This is a genomic window from [Erwinia] mediterraneensis, from assembly GCF_900604315.1.
Taxonomy (GTDB): Bacteria; Pseudomonadota; Gammaproteobacteria; order Enterobacterales; family Enterobacteriaceae; genus Pantoea; species Pantoea mediterraneensis_A.
Map to the genome: position 1 here is coordinate 2,412,206 of NZ_LR026978.1, position 20,002 is coordinate 2,432,207.

Below are 20,002 nucleotides of genomic sequence, written 5' to 3' on the forward strand. Positions count from 1 at the left end.
TCGGAGATCGCCGCTCCGTCGTGATGCGCTTTTTTGCCGTGCTGAGCGGGACATTCCCCGCAGCGACGCTTTTCGCTGACCAGCCATTCCGTTAAACTTGCAGAGGTCAATCTTTCCTCTAAAGGACTTCCCTATGTACCAGGATATTATTCGTTCAGAACTCAACGAAGCAGCGGATACGCTGAATAAATTTCTGAGCGATGAGGCGAATATTCACGCGATTCAGCGCGCCGCCGTGTTGCTGGCAGACAGTTTTAAAGCGGGCGGCAAAGTACTCTCCTGCGGTAACGGCGGCTCTCATTGCGATGCCATGCACTTTGCCGAAGAGCTGACCGGACGCTACCGGGAAAATCGTCCCGGCTATCCGGCTATCGCCATTTCAGACGTCAGTCACCTCTCCTGTGTCAGCAATGACTTTGGCTATGACTATGTCTTTTCCCGCTATATCGAAGCGGTAGGCCGTCAGGGCGATGTGCTGCTGGCGCTCTCCACCTCTGGCAACTCCGCCAATATTATTAAGGCGATTGAAGCGGCGCGGGCGCAGGGGATGAAAGTGATCACCCTGACAGGTAAGGATGGCGGCAAAATGGCGGGCACGGCGGATATTGAGATTCGCGTACCGCATTTCGGTTACGCTGACCGCATTCAGGAGATCCATATCAAAGTGATCCACATCCTGATGCTGCTGATTGAAAAAGAGATGGTGAAGTAACGCACGGAATCTCCCGCTCTGGCGGGAGAATGTCGAATAAGGTGGTGGCTATGTGCGAATTGCTCGGGATGAGCGCTAATGTCCCAACGGATATCTGTTTCAGTTTTACCGGTCTGGTGCAGCGCGGCGGCGGAACCGGGCCACATAAAGATGGCTGGGGCATCACTTTCTATGAAGATAAAGGTTGCCGCACCTTTAAAGATCCGCTGCCCAGCTATCATTCGCCGATCGCCCGCCTGGTGCAGGAGTATCCCATCAAGTCCCACTCAGTGGTGGCGCATATCCGGCAGGCGAATCGCGGCAAGGTCTCGCTGGAAAATACCCATCCCTTTACCCGTGAACTCTGGGGCCGTAACTGGACATATGCCCACAACGGGCAGCTGAAAGGCTACCGGCAGCTGGAAACCGGACACTTCCGGCCAGTGGGGGAAACGGACAGCGAGCAGGCGTTTTGCTGGATCCTGCATCAGCTCGCCACGCGCTATCCACGTACGCCGGGCAACTGGCCAGCGGTGTTTCGCTTTATTGCCGAACTGGCGACGCAGCTGCGGCAGAAAGGGGTGTTTAACATGCTGCTGTCGGACGGGCGCTATCTGATGGCGTTCTGCTCTACCAACCTGTTCTGGATTACGCGCCGTGCGCCTTTTGGCAAAGCCACGCTGCTGGATCAGGATGTGGAGATCGATTTTCAGCAGCAGACCACGCCGCAGGACGTCGTCACCGTGATTGCCACGCAGCCGCTGACCGGCAATGAAACCTGGCACAAGATTGCGCCAGGCGAGTGGGCGTTATTTTGTCTGGGAGAGCGCCAGGAATGATTTTGAGGCGGTCTCGGGGTTGGTCGACACCGGGCTGCCGTTCAGCACATACTTACCGGCGCTGACGCTGACCGTGGGCGGCTGACGGTATTTAACAAACCAGGCATAGCCAGGTTGCAGCTCACGCCAGAAATTAGCAAATACCGAGTACCGATGGCGTTGCAGGTTGCTTTCAGTCATGCGGAAAGGATAGATAGCCACATCCACCTGAGCCTGACCATTGCGCAGCGCCGCATTCACATAGGTGAAAATCTCATCCATATAGGCATTGGTCATGGCGTAGCAGCCCACGGAGACGCAATCGCCATGGATCATCAGATAGTTGCCGTTATAGCCCTGTTCGCGATCGTACTGGTTGGGAAAACCCAGATTAATGGCGCGATAAAAACGGCTGTTGGGCTTCAGCTGATTCAGCCTGACGCTGTAAAACCCTTCCGGGCTTTTGAAGTCACCCTGGGTACGTTTGGGTCCCAGCCCGCCGGAAAAATTGCAGATGCGATAGCTGTCCAGCAGGCGATATTCATTGCCAATTTTGCCGTAAAGCTCCAGCGTCCGCTCCTCTTTGAAGATTTGAAGGTAAACCGGGGTGCCTAACAGTTGTTTCTTTAACTCTTTACTGACCGGGGCCAGTGGCTCGACTGGCTCGGGGGTCATTGCCATGCTGATGGCTGGCATTAGAATCATCGCAAACAAAAGTGCGATTCTGCCCATTCTGTGTGTATCCTGGATTAAAAGAGAACCATGACGCTCCGATAGCGTCTCTGCTTGCATTATCGGAAATATCCGCTACCGCTGCGCAACATTAACATTGTCTGTTTTTTTATCAAGACGCCGCCCGATAAATAGATGCTTTCCCGGACGGAACAGGACCCGTTGGTCGTAAAGATTCTGTTGCGCGGCAAGAAGGCGCTTAGCCCGGATAAAGCGGGCCAGGTGGGGAAAACGGTGCTGGAAATCAATACCGTTGCCCTGAACGCATTAAAAAGCAGCGATCTGATTATCGGCACCATGATACGGCTGTTTTCTCCGGAGCAGGAAGAGATCCTGAAGGCGAATACGCGCATGCTGCTGGCGGTAGAACCGCCGGAAATATTGCTACGCTTGCTGCCTACGCTGGAAGATAAGCGGCGGGCAATGGCAGCAACAAAAAAATGCAACAGGACAAAACGATGACCGTGACGTCGCCCACTGGTACCGATTTCCGCTGCACGGGACAGTAGGGCCGGAAGATCAGCGTTAATCCCCGCCAGGCCCCGGGACGGGCATGCAATGCCTCACGCCCGCCGTTGCGGTTCAGTGAGCAGCCCGCTTAAACTTTATGTCCCAGGGATTGGGTATCTGTACATCTGTCCAGTATAATAGGGCAGAGTACAGAACCGCGTTAAGGGCCGCTTCAGCAAGTGAAAATCATTCACGTCGATATGGACTGCTTTTATGCCGCAGTGGAGATGCGTGACGATCCCTCGTTGCGCGATATCCCGCTGGCCATTGGTGGCAGCCGGGAGCGACGCGGGGTGATCAGCACCGCCAACTATCCGGCGCGTGAATATGGCGTACGCAGCGCCATGCCGACCGCGATGGCATTAAAGCTCTGTCCGCATCTGCGGCTGTTGCCCGGCCGCTTTGACGCCTATAAAGAAGCCTCCCGCCAGATTCGTGAAATTTTCTTGCGCTATACGCCGCTGATTGAACCACTCTCACTGGATGAGGCTTATCTGGACGTGACCGACAGTCCACACTGCCAGGGTTCCGCCACCCTGATGGCGCAGGCGATCCGTGACACTATCCTGCGTGAAACCGGGCTGACCGCCTCGGCGGGTATTGCCCCTGTCAAGTTTCTCGCCAAGATCGCCTCCGATATGAATAAACCTAACGGGCAATATGTGATTACGCCGCAGGCGATGCCTGAATTTCTGCTGTCGCTGCCGCTGGCGAAAATTCCGGGCGTGGGTAAAGTCTCAGCAAAGAAGCTGGAGGAGATGGGGCTTTATACCTGCGGTGATGTACAAAAAACTGACCTGGCGAAACTGCTGAAGCGCTTTGGAAAATTTGGTCGCGTGCTGTGGGAGCGTAGCCACGGCATTGATGAACGTGGCGTGGTGGTGGAGCGGGAACGTAAGTCGCTGGGCGTGGAGCGGACGCTGGCCGAAGATATTCACAGCTGGGAACAGTGTCTGGAGATTATCGATTATCTCTACAGCGAACTGGAGCGGCGGTTGACGCAGATTCGTCCCGACAGGCAGATTGCCCGTCAGGGAGTGAAGCTGAAATTTAACGATTTTCAACAGACGACGCAGGAACATCTCTGGCCGGTACTGCATAAAGAGGACATGATTGCCGTGGCGAAAAAGACCTGGGATGAACGGCGCGCCGGCCGCGGCGTACGGCTGGTGGGGCTCCATGTCACTCTGGTCGATCCGCAGCTGGAACGGCAGTTGCTGCTGGGGTTGTAAGAGGAGCAGGGTTTACCCTCACCCCGGCCCTCTCCCGCAGGCGGGAGAGGGGGAGGCGCAGGATTGTGAGATGAGTGCGGGGTTCACCCTCACCCTGACCCTCTCCCGCAGGCGGGAGAGGGGGAGGTGCAGGTTTGTGAGAGAAGTGCGGGGTTCAGACATACCTGATTGTGCAGCAGGACCCGTTCCGTCAGACCGCACCGTGCAGTCCCCTCTCCCTCCGGGAGAGGGTTAGGGTGAGGGGAGCAGACAGACAGTATGTGCGACGTTCACCCTCACCCCGGCCCTCTCCCGCAGGCGGGAGAGGGGGAGGTGCAGGTTTGTGAGAGAAGTGCGGGGTTCAGACATACCTGATTGTGCAGACAGGACCCGTTCCGTCAGGCCGCACCGTGCTGTCCCCTCTCCCTCCGGGAGAGGGTTAGGGTGAGGGGAGCAGACAGACAGGATGTGCGACGTTCACCCTCACCCCGACCCTCTCCCGCAGGCGGGAGAGGGGGAGGTGCAGGTTTGTGAGAGAAGTGCGGGGTTCAGACATACCTGATTGTGCAGACAGGACCCGTTCCGTCAGACCGCACCGTGCTGTCCCCTCTCCCTCCGGGAGAGGGTTAGGGTGAGGGGAGCAGACAGACAGGATGTGTGACGTTCACCCTCTCCCCGGCCCTCTCCCGCAGGCGGGAGAGGGGGAGGCGCAGGTTTGTGAGAGGAGTGCGGGGTTCAGATAGCGCCAGCTTGTAAGGGAAAATACTTACTTCTTACCGTACTTTGCTTCCAGCGTGGCAAACCAGGGAGCGACAAAATCGGTGTTTTCCCCCCAGCCGGGCACGATTTTATTCAGTGACGCGACGTTAACCGCACCCTGCTGGCTGTTCAGCTGCTGCTGAGAAATCGCGGCGGCCTGGAATTCATAGCTCTCCGGGGTCGCTTCTCCAGCGATTTTATTCGCTACCAGACGCATATTCACGGCGCCAATGGTTTTTGGATCGACCGCCACCGTTTGTACCCAGGGGCTGCCTTTAGCCCGCATCAGTTGCAGATCCTGATTCGAGACATCAATACTGTAGAGTTTGATCTCGGTACGGCCATTCTCCTGCAGCGCTTTCCATGCCCCCTGGCTGAAGGCATCCCAGGCTCCCCAGATTGCATCGATCTGACCCTTCGGGTATTTCGCCAGAATTGCGCCAATCTTATTCGCGGTATCACCCTGCACATCAGAAGAGACGGCACCGATCGACTCCAGCTGATGAATACCTGGATTTTCCTGCAGCAGCTTCTCGTACACCACCTGACGACGCTCCATCGGCGGGAAACCGGCGACCCACAGTTTGACGATGTTCGCCTTGCCGTTGAAATCTTTAATCAGTTGATTGAGAGAGAGCTGTGCCAGCGAGGCGTCATCCTGCGCCGTCACGGTAACGCCCGCGACCGGCGTATCGACCGGGGTATCAAACACTGACAGCTTGATACCGGCATCGGCAATGCGTTTCACCAGCTCGGTGGCATAGGGCGCTTTACCATGAGACAGCACGATGCCGTCATATTTCTGACTGATCGCCTGGTTAACAAAATCCTGAAAGCGCGCGTCATCGCCGTTGCTGAGGAACGTACTGACTTTAAAGCCCAGCTGGCGTCCTTGCTGCACGGCACCGGCGACAAACTGGGTGGTATTGTCGTCTGAGCCAAGATTGCGGATCACCGCAATGCGAACCGGGCCGTCGTGGCTGGCGATCGCTTCAGGTACCGGCACAACCGTATCGGCGAAAGCGGCGCTGGCGCTCAGCAGGCTCAGCGTCAGCAGAGAAAGGGTAATTTTTTTCATGGTGCATCTTATCCCAAGAGAGTGACAGCGCCTCAGCGGCGCTGGATATAGGTAATTGCCAGTGCCAGAGCCAGCACCAGACCTTTGATAATATCCATGGCGTAATAGGGTACAGAGAGCATCACCAGCCCGTTCTGCAGAACGCCGAGAATTACAGCCCCTACCAGGGTGCCCAGGGCGTTGGGTTTACCGGAACCGGCCAGCGAAAAGCCGATCCAGGCCGCGGCCACTGCATCCATCAGATAGCCGCCGCCAGCATTCACCTGGGATGAGCCGATGCGCGAGGCAAGCAGAATTCCGCCCAGCCCGGCCAGCAGTGAGGCGATGACATAAGCCAGCACGCGATAGCGGGTGGTGCGGATGCCTGACAGACGCGCCGCTTCCGGATTGCCCCCCAGCGCATACATCCGTCGTCCCTGTTTGGTCAGCGACAGGCCGAGCTGCGCGACTACCGTCACCACCAGCATGATAATCACGATAGTGGGCACCTGACCGAGCAGGGCGAAGCTGGCCGGGATAACGCCTTCCGCCATATCGCCGCTCGGCAGCACCATATTTTCCGTGATGGAGCCGCCAAAGCTGTAAGTCATCGCCACACCCTGAATCACAAACAGCGTGGCCAGCGTTGCCAGCATGTCCGGGATGCGCAACACCACAATCAAAAAGGCGTTAAACAGGCCGACCAGGGTGCAGAGCAGCAAAGTAATCACAATGGCCTGAGTGGTGCCGAAGCCGTACCAGACAAACAGGGAGATCACCAGTGCGTTCGCCAGCGAGGCAGTTGAGCCCACCGAGAGATCGAAACCTCCGACGGTAAGTGAAATTGATACGCCGACAGCGATAACCGTGACAATAGCGATCGAGCGCAGAATATTGACGAGGTTATTGGGATCGAGAAAGCTGTCGGACGCCAGACCAAAAGCGGCGATCAGGATAACAACGGTCAGCAACATGCCCCATTTATAGAGAAAATCGAACAGTTGGTGACGCAGCGCAGGCTGCGGATTCAGGGATACATCTTTACTGCTCACGCAGGGGTTCCTCCGGTGGAATAAAGCAAAAGCGTCTCTTCAGTGGCGTTACGGGCTTCCATTTCCGCCACAATGCGCCCATCCCAGAGCACACAAATGCGATCGCACAGGCCCACCAGCTCGGAAAACTCTCCCGATGCGTAGATGATGCCTTTGCCTTCGCGCGCCAGGCTGTCGATCAGGCTGAACAGATCCGTTTTCGCCTTGATATCGACCCCTTTGGTGGGTTCGTCAAAAATCAGTACGTCGGCGTTGTTGCGCAGCCATTTGCCGATGGCGACTTTTTGCTGATTGCCGCCCGAGAGGCGACGCAGCGTCTGTGCCGGGCCGGTGGTGCGAATGTTGAGTTTCTGGATCAATGCTTCCGCCCAGCGCCACGCCTCGCGATGACCAAACAGGCTCCAGCGGGAAAAACTGTCATCAGCGCTGACGCTCAGGTTCATCGCGACCGACTCATCAATAAAAATGCCTTCTTTACGACGCTCTTCCGGCACCAGCGCCATACGCTGACTTACAGAGTCATGGGGAGAGCGTGGCTGCCAGGCCTTACCGTGCAGTTCACCGCGCGTTACGCGACTTTTACTGGCACCAAACAGCGCTTTGCACAGCTCGGTTTTTCCGGCACCGGCCAGCCCTGCGATACCCAGAATTTCCCCCTTATGCAGACGCAGCGAGATATCCTGCAACAGCTGGTCGTCATGCAATCCTTCGACCGCCAGCAGCAGCGGCTGCGGCTGCGGCTGGCGTTCACGACGCGGCGGATAGACGTCAGTGAGCGCATGGCCCAGCATCTTCTCCACAATTTGCTCACCGCTCAGGGCCTTCATCGGCCCGCTCTCAATCAGATGGCCATCGCGTAGCACTGTCAGCCGATCGCAAATCGCCTTCAGCTCATGGATACGGTGCGAAATAAACACAATGCCAATGCCATTCGCCTGCAGGCGGCGCACGACGGTAAAGAGGCGCTCGCTTTCATGCTGGTCGAGCGGCGCGGTAGGCTCATCAAGGATTAAAAAACGGCAGTGATGGGACAGGGCGCGCGCCAGCAGAATCTGCTGCTTTTCCGCCAGCGAACAGCGCTCCACCAGACGATTCACGTCGATGGCGACATCCAGCTGCGTCAGCAATTCCCGCGCCTGACGCCGGATATCACCCCAGCGGTAGCGACAGCCCGGTTCCGCCAGCTGATCAAGCAGAATGTTCTCCGCCACGCTGAGCTGAGGCACCAGCGCGACATCAACTTCCTGTTGCACCAGATGGATGCCGAGCTGTTTGGCGTCGCGCGGAGAGCGGATGGAAACCGGCTGACCATCAAGCAGGATCTCCCCCTGGTAATGGCTGTAGGCACCCGACAGCACCGCCATCAGCGTCGATTTTCCGGCGCCATTGGCCCCGGTCAGCGCATGTACCGAGTGGCCCTCTGCGGTGAAATCTACCCGGGTCAGAGCGGCAAAGCCGCCAAAGGCGATAGAGATGTTACGCATTTCGAGGCGATTTAACGCACTCATAGGGCGAAGCCTCCGCAATCTCAGGAAAGTTTTAGCCGCATTTTTTCCTGAACTCTCAGGTACGGCAATGAAAGAAAGCGCATAAGCTAGCATAAAATCTCATTAGCCATCCAGACATCCAGACATAACGGTGTCTAAAGCTGAGGCTGGCGTGAAAGGCAGAGTAAAATGAATGAGCAAGCAAGAAAAAGCAGCGCATTATGCTGGGATGCCCGCTCGGCAAAAAGCGGGCAGAGAAAAAAAACAGGGGAGGCCGTAGCGGCGGTTTTAGCGAAGCCGGTAAGGGGACCGACTAATTTTTTTACAAAAATATTGTGCTAAGGTGCGGCAAAATCACTTTCATCAGGGACGACGATGACAATGTCTGGCGCATCCATGCGGCACGATGGGCTGTTTAAAACCTTCCTTACTCATCCGGCAACGGCACGCGATTTTCTGACTTGCCATCTGCCACCCAGGTTACTGGCCGTGTGTAATCTGGACACGCTGCAGCTGGAGTCAGCCTCTTTTCTGGAAGAGGATTTACGCCCTTACTTTGCCGATGTGCTCTATTCACTGAAAACCAGACAGGGAGATGGCTATGTTTATACGCTTATTGAACACCAGAGCAGCCCTGATAAACATATGGCCTTTCGTCTGATGCGCTATGCGATCGCCGCGATGCAGCGACACCTCGATGCGGGCTATACTCATCTGCCACTGGTAATCCCCTTGCTGTTCTGTCACGGACGGGCATCGCCCTGGTCGTCGCCGATGAACTGGCTGGATCTTTTCAGTGAGCCTGATATTGCGCGGCAGCTCTACAGTAATGCCTTTCCGTTGATTGATGTTAGCGCCATGGAAGACGATGAAATCATGCAGCATCGGGCGATGGCGATGCTGGAACTGTTGTTCAAGCATATTCGCCGCCGGGATCTGGCAGAATTGCTGGACCCGCTGGTCACACTGATGAGTGCCGGATACACTACTGAACAGCAACTGACCGCGCTGATCACCTGGATGCTGCAAACCGGTGATAGCGCCCAGCCGCAAGCTTTGCTGGCTTCGTTGGCATGCCGCTTACCGCATGAAGAGGAGATGTTGATGACTATTGCACAGAAACTGATTCAGGAAGGAAAACTGGAAGGGATTAAGGAAGGAAAACTGGAAGGCATTAAGGAAGGAAAACTGGAAGGCATTAAAGAAGGAAAACTGGAAGGGATCAGGGAAGGAATAAGGAAAGGTGAGCTGGATACACGTTCAGACATTGCCCGGGCGATGCTCAGAGAAGGAGCCGATCCAGCATTTATTATGAAAACGACCGGACTGACTGCGCAGGAACTGGCGAAGCTGAGGCATTAAAGTGCTTACGTCAGAAGGCTTCGTTGGTGTGCCTCTTACTCCACGAAGAGAGAATGTTGATGACTATCGCGCAGAAACTGATTCAGGAAGGAAAACTGGAAGGCATTAAGGAAAGAAAACTGGAAGGGATCAGGGAAGGAATAAGGAAAGGTGAGCTGGATACACGTTCAGACATTGCCCGGGCGATGCTCAGAAAAGGAGCCGATCCGGCATTTATTATGAAAACGACCGGACTGACTGCGCAGGAACTGGCGAAGCTGAGGCATTAAAGTGCTTGCGTCAGAAGGCTTCGTTGGTGTGCCTCTTACTCCACGAAGAGAGAATGTTGATGACTATTGCACAGAAACTGATTCAGGAAGGAAAACTGGAAGGGATCAGGGAAGGAATAAGGAAAGGTGAGCAGGATACACGTTCAGACATTGCCCGGGCGATGCTCAGAGAAGGAGCCGATCCGGCATTTATTATAAAAACGACCGCACTAACTGCGCAGGAACTGGCGCAGCTGAAACATTAAAACGCTTGTGTCAGGCGAACGGACTACCTGCTTTCTTCATGCCAGCGGCATGAAAAAAGGGCGCATGATGCACATCCGCCCTTTTATATGGCCTGATCCCGAGGTTAGGGGATCAGGCGATCGTCACTGACGCAGCCAGCTGGTTTGCTCAGGCCGCCTGCTTTTCCGGCACCACGGTCAGCAGAGTGGTAAGCAGCTGCCAGTAGAGACCAACGCTCTCAATATGCACCTGCTCATCGGGGGAGTGCGGGCCAGTGATGGTCGGTCCGATAGACACCATATCCATGTTCGGATAGGGTTTTTTGAACAGACCGCACTCCAGACCTGCATGAATAATCTGGATATTCGGCGTTTTACCAAACAGTGAGAGATAGGTTTCACGCGTCAGCGCCATAATCGGCGAGTCCGCATCCGGCTGCCAGCCCGGGTAACCGCCTTTGGGTTCCGTTTTCGCCCCTGCCAGCTTGCCCAGTGAGGTCAGCATCTCAACCACATAATCTTTACCGGTATCGATCAGTGAACGGATCAGGCAGATAATTTCTGCTTCCTGCTCATTCATCGTCACCACGCCGACGTTCAGCGAGGTTTCTACTACTCCTTTTGCCACGTCAGAATTGCGGATCACACCGTTTGGCGTACTGTTCAGCAGGTTAAGGAAACGATCGCGACTGTCAGTCGTCAGCGCCTGGCCCTGATGCGCCAGAGGTTCGGTCACCAGCGTAATATTTTTTTCCCGGATGCCCAGCTCGTTTTGCAGCGTGGCGAGGAACAGCGCTGCCGCTGATTTCAGGGCATCTTCTTTATCACGGGGCACGGCGAGAGTCGCGAAGGCCTCACGCGGAATGGCGTTACGCAGCGTACCGCCGTTAAATTCGATCAGGTGCAGATCCAGCTGCTGTGCATGGGCGCTCAGGAAGCGCGCCAGCAGTTTGTTGGCATTGCCCAGCCCGAGGTGAATTTCAGCACCGGAGTGGCCGCCTTTGAGTCCCTTCAGCGTCAGGCGCAGGGTTTCATAGTCGGCAGGCAGCGCTTCGCGCGTCAGCGGCAGGGTGGTAATAAAGTCGATGCCGCCAGCGCAGCCCATGTAGATCTCACCTTCTTCTTCAGAATCGGTGTTGATCAAAATTTCCGCCTGCAGCCAGTCAGGTTGCAGACCAAAAGCACCATCCATGCCGGACTCTTCGGTCATGGTCAGCAGCACTTCCAGTGGGCCGTGCTTCAGGCTATCGTCAGCCAGCACCGCCAGCGCGGAGGCCATGCCGATGCCGTTGTCCGCGCCCAGTGTGGTGCCGCGCGCTTTTACCCACTCGCCGTCGATATAAGGCTGGATGGGGTCTTTAGTGAAATCATGAACGGTGTCGTTGTTTTTCTGCGGCACCATATCAAGGTGCGCCTGCAGCGCCACCGGCGTGCGGTTTTCCATGCCCGGCGTGGCGGGTTTGCGGATCAGAATGTTGCCTACCTGGTCACGTTCGCACCAGAAGTCTTTTTCTTTGGCCCAGCCGATAATATGGTTAGCCAGCGCTTCTTCATGATAAGAAGGGTGCGGAATGGCGCAGATGTTAGCAAAGATATCCCACAGCGGTTGGGGAGAGAGTTGAGACAATTCAGACACGACAAGTCTCCTGTGTCAGTGAACCGGGTTAACCGGCCGCACGCTAGTTTCCAGTAATAGATCGCCGTCAGCGAATCTGACGTGATGGGCCTGAGAATATCACTCTTTATCCTCAGGTGCGTACCTGGTCGCGCTAAAAACCTGCATCTGGTGCGTCTGAAGCTGGTTTTTAATGAGACAGATCCTTATAATCTCGCGCAACCTTTTCCCATTGCACATTTTTTAAGCCAATGCAGTTGGCCGGGATTCCTTTTATGAGTGAAAAATACGTCGTCACCTGGGACATGTTGCAGATCCATGCCCGCAAACTGGCCCAGCGCCTGCTTCCTGTGGAACAGTGGAAAGGTATCATCGCGGTGAGCCGCGGTGGTCTGGTTCCTGCATCGCTGCTGGCACGTGAACTGGGTATCCGCTATGTCGATACCGTCTGCATTTCCAGCTACGATCACGATCATCAGCGCGAAATGAAAGTCCTGAAGCGCGCCGAAGGCGATGGTGAAGGCTTTGTCGTGATTGACGATTTGGTAGACACCGGCGGCACCGCACAGGCGATCCGCGCTATGTATCCGAAAGCACGTTTCGTGACCATTTTTGCTAAACCCGCGGGACGAGCACTGGTTGATGATTATATCGTTGATATCCCGCAGAATACCTGGATTGAGCAGCCCTGGGATATGGGCGTGGTCTATATTCCGCCTATCGTGAAAAGCTGATTGATCTGTCGCAATCAACGCCCGGTTTTCCGGGCGTTGTACTTTCAGTGCCTCGCGAACTTTTCTGGCGTAGAGTAGATTACATTAAGCCATAGACGCCGGAGAGCTTAATCATGCCGAGTAAAAATCTCAGCGAAGAACTGTTTAAACCTCAATTCAAACATCCCGAAACTTCTACTCTGGTACGACGTCGGCATCATACGACACCCCCCATACATTTAACCCTCGACGGTGAAACGCAGCGCAGCTGGTACCGGATGATCAATAAGATGTTATGGGTCTGGCGTGGCCTGTCGCCACAGGAAATCAGCGAGGTGCTGGCACGTATCGCCATCAGCCGTGAAACCCATACCCGTGATGATCTGCTGGATACGGTGGTGGGCTATCGCAGTGGCAACTGGATTTATGAGTGGGCAAAGCAGGCAGCCTACTGGCAGCAGCGGGCGATAGATGGCGGGGAAGATGACGGCACGGGAGAGTTCTGGCTGCACGCCGCTAATCTTTATAGCCTGGCTGCCTGGCCGCATATTAAAGGTGACGAGCTGGCCGAACAGGCGCAAACCCTGGCAAATCGCGCCTATGAAGAGGCGACACAACGGCTACCGGGCGAGTTGAAAGAGCTGACGTTCTTCATCAGCGGCGGCAGCCCGGTCACCGGGTTTCTCCATATGCCGCCAGGCGTTGAAGCACCTTATCCCTGTGTTCTGATTTGCGGTGGGCTGGATCGTCTGCAAAGCGACCACTACCGGCTGTTTCATGACTTTCTTGCGCCGCGCGGCATGGCAATGTTGACGCTGGATATGCCTTCAGTGGGTTTCAGCAGTAAATGGAAACTGACTCAGGACTCCAGCTTTCTGCACCAGCAGGTATTACGTGAGCTGGAAAATGTCCCCTGGGTGGATCATCGCCGTGTGGCGGCACTGAGCTACCGTTTTGGTGCTAACGTAGCGGTTCGCCTGGCCTATCTGGAAGCCCCGCGTCTGCGCGCCGTAGCCTGTCTGGGTCCGATTGTGCATTCGCTTCTCACTGACGAGCAGTTGCAACAAAAGGTGCCGGATATGTATATGGATGTACTGGCCAGTCGGCTTGGTATGCCCACAACCTCAGATCAGGCGCTGCGTACTGAGCTGAACCGCTACTCGCTGAAGGTGCAGGGGCTGCTGGGGCGGCGCACGCCGACGCCGATGCTGTCCGGCTACTGGGAGGACGATCTGTTCAGTCCGGAAGAGGAGTCGCGTCTGATCGCCAGTTCCTCGGCTCAGGGCAAAACGTTGCTTATTCCCTCGTCGCCAGCGATGAAAAGTCTGGATGAAGCCTTAAATCAAATTTGCGACTGGCTGTTGAAGCAGTTAAAAAGATAAACTGTGTACTTTCCGTTTTTGTTACCCTTTAACGGTCAATCCTATGGAGATTCAGCATGACGTTACCAAGTGGTCATCCCCGTAGCCGCCTGCTTAAGCGCTTCACTGAGCTGGGGCCTTACATCCGCGAAGGAAAATGTGAGGAGGGGCGTTTCTTTTTTGATTGCCTGGCCGTGTGTGTCAACGTTAAGCCAGCCCCGGAAAGCCGTGAGTTTTGGGGATGGTGGATGGAGCTGGAAGCACAAAGCGACCATTTCACCTATGAATATTACTTTGGCCTGTTCGACAAAGAGGGCAACTGGAAACCATCGGCCATCAAAGGCAAAGAGAATCACGAAAAAGTGGAAGATACCCTGCGTAACTTTCATGTTCGCCTGAAAGCGAAGCTGGCAGAGCTGAATCTGGATCTCAGACCAGCAAAAGATTTTATTGAGGAGCCGGTAAAGCTGACGGTCTGATCAGACAAAAAACAGACCATCCTGAGCGATGAAAGGGCAGCTGTCAGCTGCCCTTTTGTCAGGTAAGGCACATAAACAGCTAAGCACCGTATCGTCACGCGTAGCCTGTCTGGCAGCAATCAGGAGATCGACAGGCCAGCGGGCGATGCAGGTGCATCAGAACTGGTAGGTCAAGCCCAGCGCGACGATATCGTCGGTGTTTTTTGCCAGTCTGTTATCGTCATCCAGCAGGTTGATTTTGTAATCCACGAAGGCGGACATGTTTTTGTTGAAATAATAGGTTGCGCCCACATCAACAAATTTGTAGTAGTCGGCATCACCGATACCGTCCTCAATATCTTTTACTTTGGTCTGAACGTAAGCCAGCGACGGACGCAGGCCGAAATCAAACTGGTATTGGGCAACCACTTCAATATTTTGCAATTTATTGGCGTAGCCGTTGACGCTGACCTCTCTGCCAGCGACCGACGCTGTACCACTGATGGGATTCATATTGCGCGTTTCTGCATAGTTCGCCGCCAGATAAACGCCGTCGTTATCATATTTCAGCCCCGCTGCCCAGGCTTCTGCTTTATCGCCGCTGCCGTAGGCGCTCGCTTTTTGATTGAAGGTCCGGTTAGAAGAGGAAACCGCACCTTTAATACTGAGCCCATCAATAATTTTGTATGATAACGAGGCGGCCATGCCGTCGCCGTTTGACGTCGCATCGGAGCGCGAGCTGCTTTCGTTTTTACCCTGATACTGCAGGGCAAAATCAAGGCCGTCGACCAGATCGAAGAAGTTAGCATTGCGGTAAGTTGCGACACCGTTGGTGCGTGTCAGCATATAGACATCCGCGACGGTATAAGCGGTAGCGCCGAATTCCGGCATCATGTCGGTAATCGCTTCGACGTCGTAAATCAGACCATAGTTACGGCCATAATCGATGGAGCCATACTTACCGAATTTCAGACCAGCAAAGCCCAGGCGCGTTTTATTACCTGCGTTAGAATCGCTCTCCGGGTTGTTCAGGTTGTACTGATATTCCCACTGACCAAAACCGGATAGCAAGTCATTAATTTGTGTCTGCCCTTTGAAACCAATACGTACGTATGATTTATCGGCGTTGTTACTGGCGTTGGTTTCAGCATCACTGATGTAACGCATGGCCTTAAGCTTACCGTAGAAGTCCAGTTTATTACCGTCTTTGTTATAAATCTCTGCCGCCTGCGCGGTGCCTGTCAGCGCCAGGGTTGATATCAACAGTGCCAGTGTGCTCTTCTTCATTTGTAAACATTCCCAATGAGTAAATTTTTGTCTGCTTGTGAAAACTGTTGTAAAAGCAGGGACTTTTTACCCGTTGCGCATGACATTTTTATGACGGTTTTCCCGTTTTCTTGTTAATGCTTTATTTATGGTCTAACGCTTTAGCGGCGAATTTTGTTGCTTTTCCCCCGCTGGCAGTTGGCTTCCGCGCTGACTCCTGATAAAACGTCCCTTCGCAGAAATTTTTATTACGGCAGGAAAGCATGAGTGGCAGTCAGACCCTGGTGGTCAAATTGGGAACCAGTGTCCTTACCGGCGGATCGCGTCGGCTGAACCGGGCGCATATGGTGGAACTGGTGCGTCAGTGTGCTCAGCAGCACGCGGCGGGCCATCGTATCGTTATCGTGACTTCGGGGGCGATGGCCGCCGGGCGCGAGCACCTGGGTTACCCGGAACTGCCACCGACCATCGCCTCGAAGCAGCTGCTGGCTGCGGTAGGCCAGAGTCGTCTGATTCAGCTGTGGGAACAGTTGTTCTCAATTTATGGCATCCATACCGGGCAGATGTTGCTTACCCGTGCCGATCTGGAAGATCGTGAGCGTTTTCTTAACGCCCGCGACACACTGCGTGCCCTGCTGGACAATCATATTGTCCCGGTGATTAACGAGAATGATGCTGTAGCCACCGCAGAGATCAAAGTCGGCGACAACGATAATCTCTCCGCGCTGGCGGCGATGCTGGCGGGCGCGGATAAACTGCTGCTGCTGACCGATCAGCAGGGGCTGTTTACGGCGGATCCGCGTAATAATCCCCAGGCCGAGTTGATCAGCGACGTGCATGAGATTGACGATGCGTTGCGTACTCTGGCGGGCGGCAGCGTCTCCGGTCTGGGAACGGGCGGCATGGCAACCAAATTGCAGGCTGCGGATGTCGCCTGCCGCGCGGGCATCGATGTGATCATTGCCGCCGGCAGCCGTATCGGCGTGATTGCCGACGTGATCAGCGGCAAACCGGTCGGTACGCGTTTTCATGCGCTGGAAACCCCGCTGGAAAACCGTAAGCGCTGGATTTTTGGCGCACCGCCAGCCGGTGAAGTCACCGTTGACGATGGCGCGCTGGCGGCGATTCTGGAGCGCGGCAGTTCACTGCTGCCAAAAGGGATTCGCGATATTCAGGGCAACTTCTCCCGTGGCGAAGTGATCCGCATTCGCAGCCTGAGCGGCCGCGATATCGCGCACGGCGTCTCACGTTACAACAGTGACGCGATACGCATGATCGCCGGTCATCACAGCCAGCAGATCAGCGAGATTCTGGGTTATGAATATGGCCCGGTGGCTGTACATCGTGACGATATGATTGTCAGTTAAGGAGCACGCAATGCTTGAAGAAATGGGTAAGGCGGCGCGTGCCGCTTCGTATCAACTGGCTGAACTCACTACCGCTGAAAAAAACCGGGTGCTGCTGACCATCGCCGATCGGCTGGAAGCGGAAAGCGCCGCTATTTTGCAGGCGAATGAACAGGATCTGGCGGAGGCGCGCCAGCAGGGACTCAGCGCGGCGCTGCTGGATCGCCTGTTGCTCAATCCACAGCGCCTGAAAGCGATCGCTGACGACGTGCGCCAGGTGTGTCGTCTGACGGATCCGGTGGGGCAGCTGATCGATGGCGGTCAGCTCGACAGTGGTTTACGCATTGAACGGCGGCGGGTGCCGCTGGGCGTCGTAGGGGTTATTTACGAAGCGCGTCCGAATGTGACCGTGGATGTGGCCTCGCTGTGCCTGAAAACTGGCAACGCGGCCATTCTGCGCGGCGGTAAAGAGACCTGGCGCACCAACGGCGCGACGGTGCGGGTAATCCAGAATGCGCTGCAGCAGCATGGCCTGCCTGCAGCTGCCATCCAGGCGATTGAGAATCCTGACCGCGAACTGGTCAATCAGCTGCTGAAGCTGGATCGCTATGTTGATATGCTGATCCCGCGTGGCGGTGCCGGACTGCACAAGCTGTGCCGGGAAAATTCCACCATTCCGGTGATCACCGGCGGGATTGGCGTGTGCCACATTTTTGTGGATGAAACCATGGAAACCGAAGCGGCGCTGGAAGTGATCGTGAATGCCAAGAAACAGCGTCCCAGCGCCTGCAACTCGCTGGAAACGCTGCTGGTGCATCAGGCTGTCGCCGATCGTTTCCTGCCAGCCTTCAGCGCGCGCATGGCGCAGGAAGGGATCCCTCTGCATGCAGCAGAGAATGTGCTGCCGCTGTTGCAGCAGGGGCCTGCCAGCGTCGTGGCGCTGCAGGAGGGCGACTATGATGATGAGTGGCTGTCGCTCGATCTCAACGTCAGACTGGTGGCCAATATTGACGAGGCTATCGCGCATATTCGTCAGCACGGTACGCAGCATTCCGACGCGATTCTGACACGCAGCATCGGTAACGCCAACCGTTTCGTCAATCAGGTGGACTCAGCGGCGGTTTACGTTAACGCCAGTACCCGCTTTACCGACGGCGGACAGTTTGGTCTGGGGGCTGAAGTGGCAGTCAGCACCCAGAAGCTGCATGCCCGTGGTCCCATGGGGCTGGAGGCGCTGACCACCTATAAGTGGGTAGCCTGGGGTAACGATACGCTGCGGAAATAATTTTCTCTCTGCTTAATAAACGGGTGTCCGCAAGGGCACCCTTTTTTTTATCAGGCCCTTTTTTAGATCCGTTTATTTTTAAAGTTTCCTGTCATCCGATTTTTTGCCCTCTCGCGGTATCCGGGTAATGGGTGAAATTTGTGCGCTGCCTTACAGAACCAAGTGGGAAAGTGCTGCCCGTGCGGGCTTTCTGAACAATTTTGCTGGCTGCGCCTGGCCCGCCGGTAATAATTAACCTCAATAACGCTTCATAAAAGCTGTTGGGTGCTCAACAGACGGTAATATAAAATGAACTGGTAGCAATAATGAAAATAACATTCAGCACCTTTCCTATGGCAGATTATTAACTGATGGTTAAAAAAGAGAGTACGAAACAAGCTTTTACTGCCAGGCTGATTGCCGCGTGTAACAGCGCGGGAATTGTCGGACACGGACGCAACAAACAGGTCGCAAAAGCGTTACAGCAGCTGGGATGCAAAATTTCTGCTCCCGGCGTCTGGAAGTGGTTTAACGCGCAGTCGATTCCGGATAATGCCAACCTGTTGGCACTGAGTCAGCTGCTGGGGGTGCGGGTTGAATGGCTGCAGTACGGCATGGAAAAATCCGCCGAACCGGTTGCACTGACGCCGTTACCGGGAAAACGGGCGGTGTATCGTATTGAAAGCCTTGATATTGGCCAGAAAAGCGTGAATGGCATTTCTGCGCGCGAAGAGTTTGTCGAAACCATCCAGGCGATTGAATATGGCATTGACGAGGCACGGGTGCTGTTTAATGGCCGGCCTGCGGAAAACATTCGTCTGATCGCTATCAATAACGACTCGATGGCCGGAACCTTTGCCCCACGCGACCAGATTTTCGTCGACATCAGCGTCCGTATGTTTGATGGTGACGGCATCTACATCTTTACGCTGGATAACCAGCTCTACCTGAAACGACTCCAGCAGCAGCATAAAAAAATCGCGGTTATCTCCGATAACAAACGCTATGAGACCTGGTATCTCACCCTGGAAGAGGCGGCCAGCTTGCAGGTGCACGCCAGGGTAATTCTGAGCCAGACGCGTGACTACCAGATTTTAGGTTAACGCCCTCAGCGCTATTTTTTTGCCTGCACAGCAAAAAATAAATCCTCTGCAATTCAAAAAGTTAACCGATAGTAAATAAAAAATTAACCAGTGGTGTTTGATAAAGCATAAGTTCCTGTTAATAATTTGAGCATGGATGAGACATCACCACGCTTCATGGATGAACCGCTCTTAAACAATTGAGGCGCTGCACAAGCGCGACACGAACCACTCAAAAGTCAGTAGACTTTGGGATGGGGTGGATGCGCAAATGCAGCGTCGTCAGATGCCTGCCTGTACCTGATCACTCTCGCTCACCCGGCTGTTATTACAGCCGGGCGGGTTGACTGCGATTACAGCGGGCAACTCCGGGCTTTTCGATTAATCGAAAATGCGTGCATACCACCCCATCGCCAAAGACTCATTCACAGGAGGAGTTATGGCGATCATTCACTATGGCAAAACAGTGTTTGTTGGTAATGCACGCACCCGTCGCCATCGTCGGCGACAATCACTCAGCCGTCTCAAGCTCAGTATCGATCACGCCTTCGGCGTCGAGCCGGAGAACATCACCCTGCGCAGTGCGGAACGTATCTGTCAGCGACCGGTTATCTCGCGCGTCGAGCGGGCCGTTAAGGCTCCCCCGCAACGTATCAGCGATCAGCCCAGTCTGGATAACTGCTGTCTGCCGCATGTGCATCTGTATGCCGTGCGCTAAACGCGGG

The 20,002-nt window shown here is 55.0% G+C and carries 20 protein-coding genes; 14 read left to right on the plus strand and 6 right to left on the minus strand.

From position 1 onward, the window contains the following. The first annotated feature begins 133 nt into the window (after window positions 1-133). Window positions 134-712, plus strand: a complete 579-nt coding sequence (gene lpcA, locus E0E17_RS11125) for a D-sedoheptulose 7-phosphate isomerase (protein ID WP_130834132.1) — start codon at window positions 134-136, stop codon at window positions 710-712. A 50-nt stretch (window positions 713-762) separates the two neighbouring features. Beyond that, on the plus strand, window positions 763-1,530 hold the full coding sequence (locus E0E17_RS11130; RefSeq protein WP_130834133.1) for a class II glutamine amidotransferase: 768 nt from the start codon (window positions 763-765) through the stop codon (window positions 1,528-1,530). On the opposite strand, the gene dpaA is transcribed toward E0E17_RS11130, so the two are convergent. After that, complete coding sequence (dpaA, locus tag E0E17_RS11135) at window positions 1,501-2,241, minus strand: peptidoglycan meso-diaminopimelic acid protein amidase (RefSeq protein WP_130834134.1); 741 nt, start codon at window positions 2,239-2,241, stop codon at window positions 1,501-1,503. The two genes, E0E17_RS11130 and dpaA, sit on opposite strands and share 30 nt — an antisense overlap. Window positions 2,242-2,403: 162 nt before the next feature. Here dpaA and E0E17_RS11140 point away from each other — a divergent pair, with 162 nt between their 5' ends. Further along, the gene (locus tag E0E17_RS11140; RefSeq protein ID WP_130834135.1) at window positions 2,404-2,703 is read left to right on the plus strand and encodes a 2,5-dihydroxypyridine 5,6-dioxygenase NicX family protein; all 300 of its coding nucleotides are present in this window, start codon (window positions 2,404-2,406) and stop codon (window positions 2,701-2,703) included. A 227-nt stretch (window positions 2,704-2,930) separates the two neighbouring features. After that, on the plus strand, window positions 2,931-3,983 hold the full coding sequence (dinB, locus tag E0E17_RS11145; protein WP_130834136.1) for a DNA polymerase IV: 1,053 nt from the start codon (window positions 2,931-2,933) through the stop codon (window positions 3,981-3,983). Window positions 3,984-4,728: 745 nt separating this feature from the next. Here the strand turns inward: dinB and E0E17_RS11150 are convergent. The 3 genes from E0E17_RS11150 to E0E17_RS11160 are packed head-to-tail and all read right to left on the minus strand — an operon-like array spanning window position 4,729 to window position 8,338. Further along, window positions 4,729-5,799 (minus strand): sugar ABC transporter substrate-binding protein, encoded by a 1,071-nt coding sequence (locus E0E17_RS11150; RefSeq protein ID WP_130834137.1) that lies wholly within the window; start codon window positions 5,797-5,799, stop codon window positions 4,729-4,731. A gap of 32 nt (window positions 5,800-5,831) precedes the next feature. Then, the gene (locus tag E0E17_RS11155) at window positions 5,832-6,830 is read right to left on the minus strand and encodes an ABC transporter permease (RefSeq protein ID WP_130834138.1); all 999 of its coding nucleotides are present in this window, start codon (window positions 6,828-6,830) and stop codon (window positions 5,832-5,834) included. After that, entirely contained in the window at window positions 6,827-8,338 is a 1,512-nt protein-coding gene (locus E0E17_RS11160; protein WP_130834139.1) for a sugar ABC transporter ATP-binding protein, read from the minus strand. Before E0E17_RS11160 ends, E0E17_RS11155 begins: the two co-directional genes overlap by 4 nt. 354 nt (window positions 8,339-8,692) lie before the next feature. Between E0E17_RS11160 and E0E17_RS11165 the strand changes: the two genes are divergently transcribed. Genes E0E17_RS11165 through E0E17_RS11175 form a run of 3 tightly spaced genes read left to right on the plus strand, consistent with a single transcriptional unit; the run spans window position 8,693 to window position 10,193 of the window. Beyond that, a complete protein-coding gene (locus E0E17_RS11165; protein ID WP_165446219.1) occupies window positions 8,693-9,679 on the plus strand; it encodes an Rpn family recombination-promoting nuclease/putative transposase in 987 nt (328 codons plus the stop codon). Window positions 9,680-9,732: 53 nt separating this feature from the next. Continuing rightward, window positions 9,733-9,948: an Rpn/YhgA-type helix-turn-helix domain-containing protein gene (locus E0E17_RS11170; RefSeq protein WP_130834140.1), complete on the plus strand. Its 216-nt coding sequence runs from the start codon at window positions 9,733-9,735 to the stop codon at window positions 9,946-9,948. A gap of 53 nt (window positions 9,949-10,001) precedes the next feature. Further along, window positions 10,002-10,193: an Rpn/YhgA-type helix-turn-helix domain-containing protein gene (locus E0E17_RS11175; RefSeq protein ID WP_130834141.1), complete on the plus strand. Its 192-nt coding sequence runs from the start codon at window positions 10,002-10,004 to the stop codon at window positions 10,191-10,193. A gap of 148 nt (window positions 10,194-10,341) precedes the next feature. On the opposite strand, the gene pepD is transcribed toward E0E17_RS11175, so the two are convergent. Beyond that, window positions 10,342-11,808, minus strand: coding sequence for a beta-Ala-His dipeptidase (gene pepD / locus E0E17_RS11180; RefSeq protein ID WP_130834142.1), 1,467 nt, complete (start codon window positions 11,806-11,808; stop codon window positions 10,342-10,344). A gap of 254 nt (window positions 11,809-12,062) precedes the next feature. On the opposite strand from pepD, the gene gpt reads away from it, so the two are divergent. The 3 genes from gpt (at window position 12,063) to crl (ending at window position 14,340) form a co-directional block, all read left to right on the plus strand. Continuing rightward, window positions 12,063-12,521, plus strand: coding sequence for a xanthine phosphoribosyltransferase (gene gpt, locus E0E17_RS11185; protein WP_130834143.1), 459 nt, complete (start codon window positions 12,063-12,065; stop codon window positions 12,519-12,521). Between the two features lie 113 nt (window positions 12,522-12,634). Beyond that, complete coding sequence (gene frsA / locus E0E17_RS11190) at window positions 12,635-13,882, plus strand: esterase FrsA (protein WP_130834144.1); 1,248 nt, start codon at window positions 12,635-12,637, stop codon at window positions 13,880-13,882. 56 nt (window positions 13,883-13,938) lie between these two features. Beyond that, on the plus strand, window positions 13,939-14,340 hold the full coding sequence (gene crl / locus E0E17_RS11195; protein WP_130834145.1) for a sigma factor-binding protein Crl: 402 nt from the start codon (window positions 13,939-13,941) through the stop codon (window positions 14,338-14,340). Between the two features lie 156 nt (window positions 14,341-14,496). Here the strand turns inward: crl and E0E17_RS11200 are convergent, their stop codons facing one another. Then, window positions 14,497-15,606 carry a porin gene (locus tag E0E17_RS11200; RefSeq protein ID WP_130834146.1) on the minus strand — a complete coding sequence of 370 codons (1,110 nt, stop codon included), beginning with the start codon at window positions 15,604-15,606 and terminating at the stop codon, window positions 14,497-14,499. Between the two features lie 242 nt (window positions 15,607-15,848). Between E0E17_RS11200 and proB the strand changes: the two genes are divergently transcribed. The 4 genes from proB to E0E17_RS11220 all read left to right on the plus strand — a co-directional run bounded on the left by proB (window position 15,849) and on the right by E0E17_RS11220 (window position 19,995). Further along, window positions 15,849-16,952, plus strand: a complete 1,104-nt coding sequence (gene proB, locus E0E17_RS11205) for a glutamate 5-kinase (protein ID WP_130834147.1) — start codon at window positions 15,849-15,851, stop codon at window positions 16,950-16,952. Window positions 16,953-16,962: 10 nt separating this feature from the next. Continuing rightward, entirely contained in the window at window positions 16,963-18,216 is a 1,254-nt protein-coding gene (gene proA, locus E0E17_RS11210) for a glutamate-5-semialdehyde dehydrogenase (RefSeq protein WP_130834148.1), read from the plus strand. Between the two features lie 350 nt (window positions 18,217-18,566). Further along, a complete protein-coding gene (locus E0E17_RS11215; protein WP_130834149.1) occupies window positions 18,567-19,298 on the plus strand; it encodes a S24 family peptidase in 732 nt (243 codons plus the stop codon). Between the two features lie 418 nt (window positions 19,299-19,716). Continuing rightward, window positions 19,717-19,995 carry a transcriptional antitermination N peptide gene (locus tag E0E17_RS11220; protein ID WP_130834150.1) on the plus strand — a complete coding sequence of 93 codons (279 nt, stop codon included), beginning with the start codon at window positions 19,717-19,719 and terminating at the stop codon, window positions 19,993-19,995. The last annotated feature ends 7 nt before the right edge of the window (window positions 19,996-20,002 follow it).

Coding starts and splice junctions, on each gene's coding strand:
- E0E17_RS11130 (WP_130834133.1), top strand. CDS start 763: ATGTGCGAATTGCTCGGGATGAGCGCTAATGTCCCAACGGATATCTGT.
- frsA (WP_130834144.1), top strand. CDS start 12,635: ATGCCGAGTAAAAATCTCAGCGAAGAACTGTTTAAACCTCAATTCAAA.
- E0E17_RS11165 (WP_165446219.1), top strand. CDS start 8,693: ATGACAATGTCTGGCGCATCCATGCGGCACGATGGGCTGTTTAAAACC.
- E0E17_RS11200 (WP_130834146.1), bottom strand. CDS start 15,606: ATGAAGAAGAGCACACTGGCACTGTTGATATCAACCCTGGCGCTGACA.
- E0E17_RS11160 (WP_130834139.1), bottom strand. CDS start 8,338: ATGAGTGCGTTAAATCGCCTCGAAATGCGTAACATCTCTATCGCCTTT.
- E0E17_RS11220 (WP_130834150.1), top strand. CDS start 19,717: ATGGCGATCATTCACTATGGCAAAACAGTGTTTGTTGGTAATGCACGC.
- gpt (WP_130834143.1), top strand. CDS start 12,063: ATGAGTGAAAAATACGTCGTCACCTGGGACATGTTGCAGATCCATGCC.
- proB (WP_130834147.1), top strand. CDS start 15,849: ATGAGTGGCAGTCAGACCCTGGTGGTCAAATTGGGAACCAGTGTCCTT.
- dpaA (WP_130834134.1), bottom strand. CDS start 2,241: ATGGGCAGAATCGCACTTTTGTTTGCGATGATTCTAATGCCAGCCATC.
- proA (WP_130834148.1), top strand. CDS start 16,963: ATGCTTGAAGAAATGGGTAAGGCGGCGCGTGCCGCTTCGTATCAACTG.
- lpcA (WP_130834132.1), top strand. CDS start 134: ATGTACCAGGATATTATTCGTTCAGAACTCAACGAAGCAGCGGATACG.
- E0E17_RS11175 (WP_130834141.1), top strand. CDS start 10,002: ATGTTGATGACTATTGCACAGAAACTGATTCAGGAAGGAAAACTGGAA.
- crl (WP_130834145.1), top strand. CDS start 13,939: ATGACGTTACCAAGTGGTCATCCCCGTAGCCGCCTGCTTAAGCGCTTC.
- E0E17_RS11170 (WP_130834140.1), top strand. CDS start 9,733: ATGTTGATGACTATCGCGCAGAAACTGATTCAGGAAGGAAAACTGGAA.
- E0E17_RS11215 (WP_130834149.1), top strand. CDS start 18,567: ATGGTTAAAAAAGAGAGTACGAAACAAGCTTTTACTGCCAGGCTGATT.
- E0E17_RS11150 (WP_130834137.1), bottom strand. CDS start 5,799: ATGAAAAAAATTACCCTTTCTCTGCTGACGCTGAGCCTGCTGAGCGCC.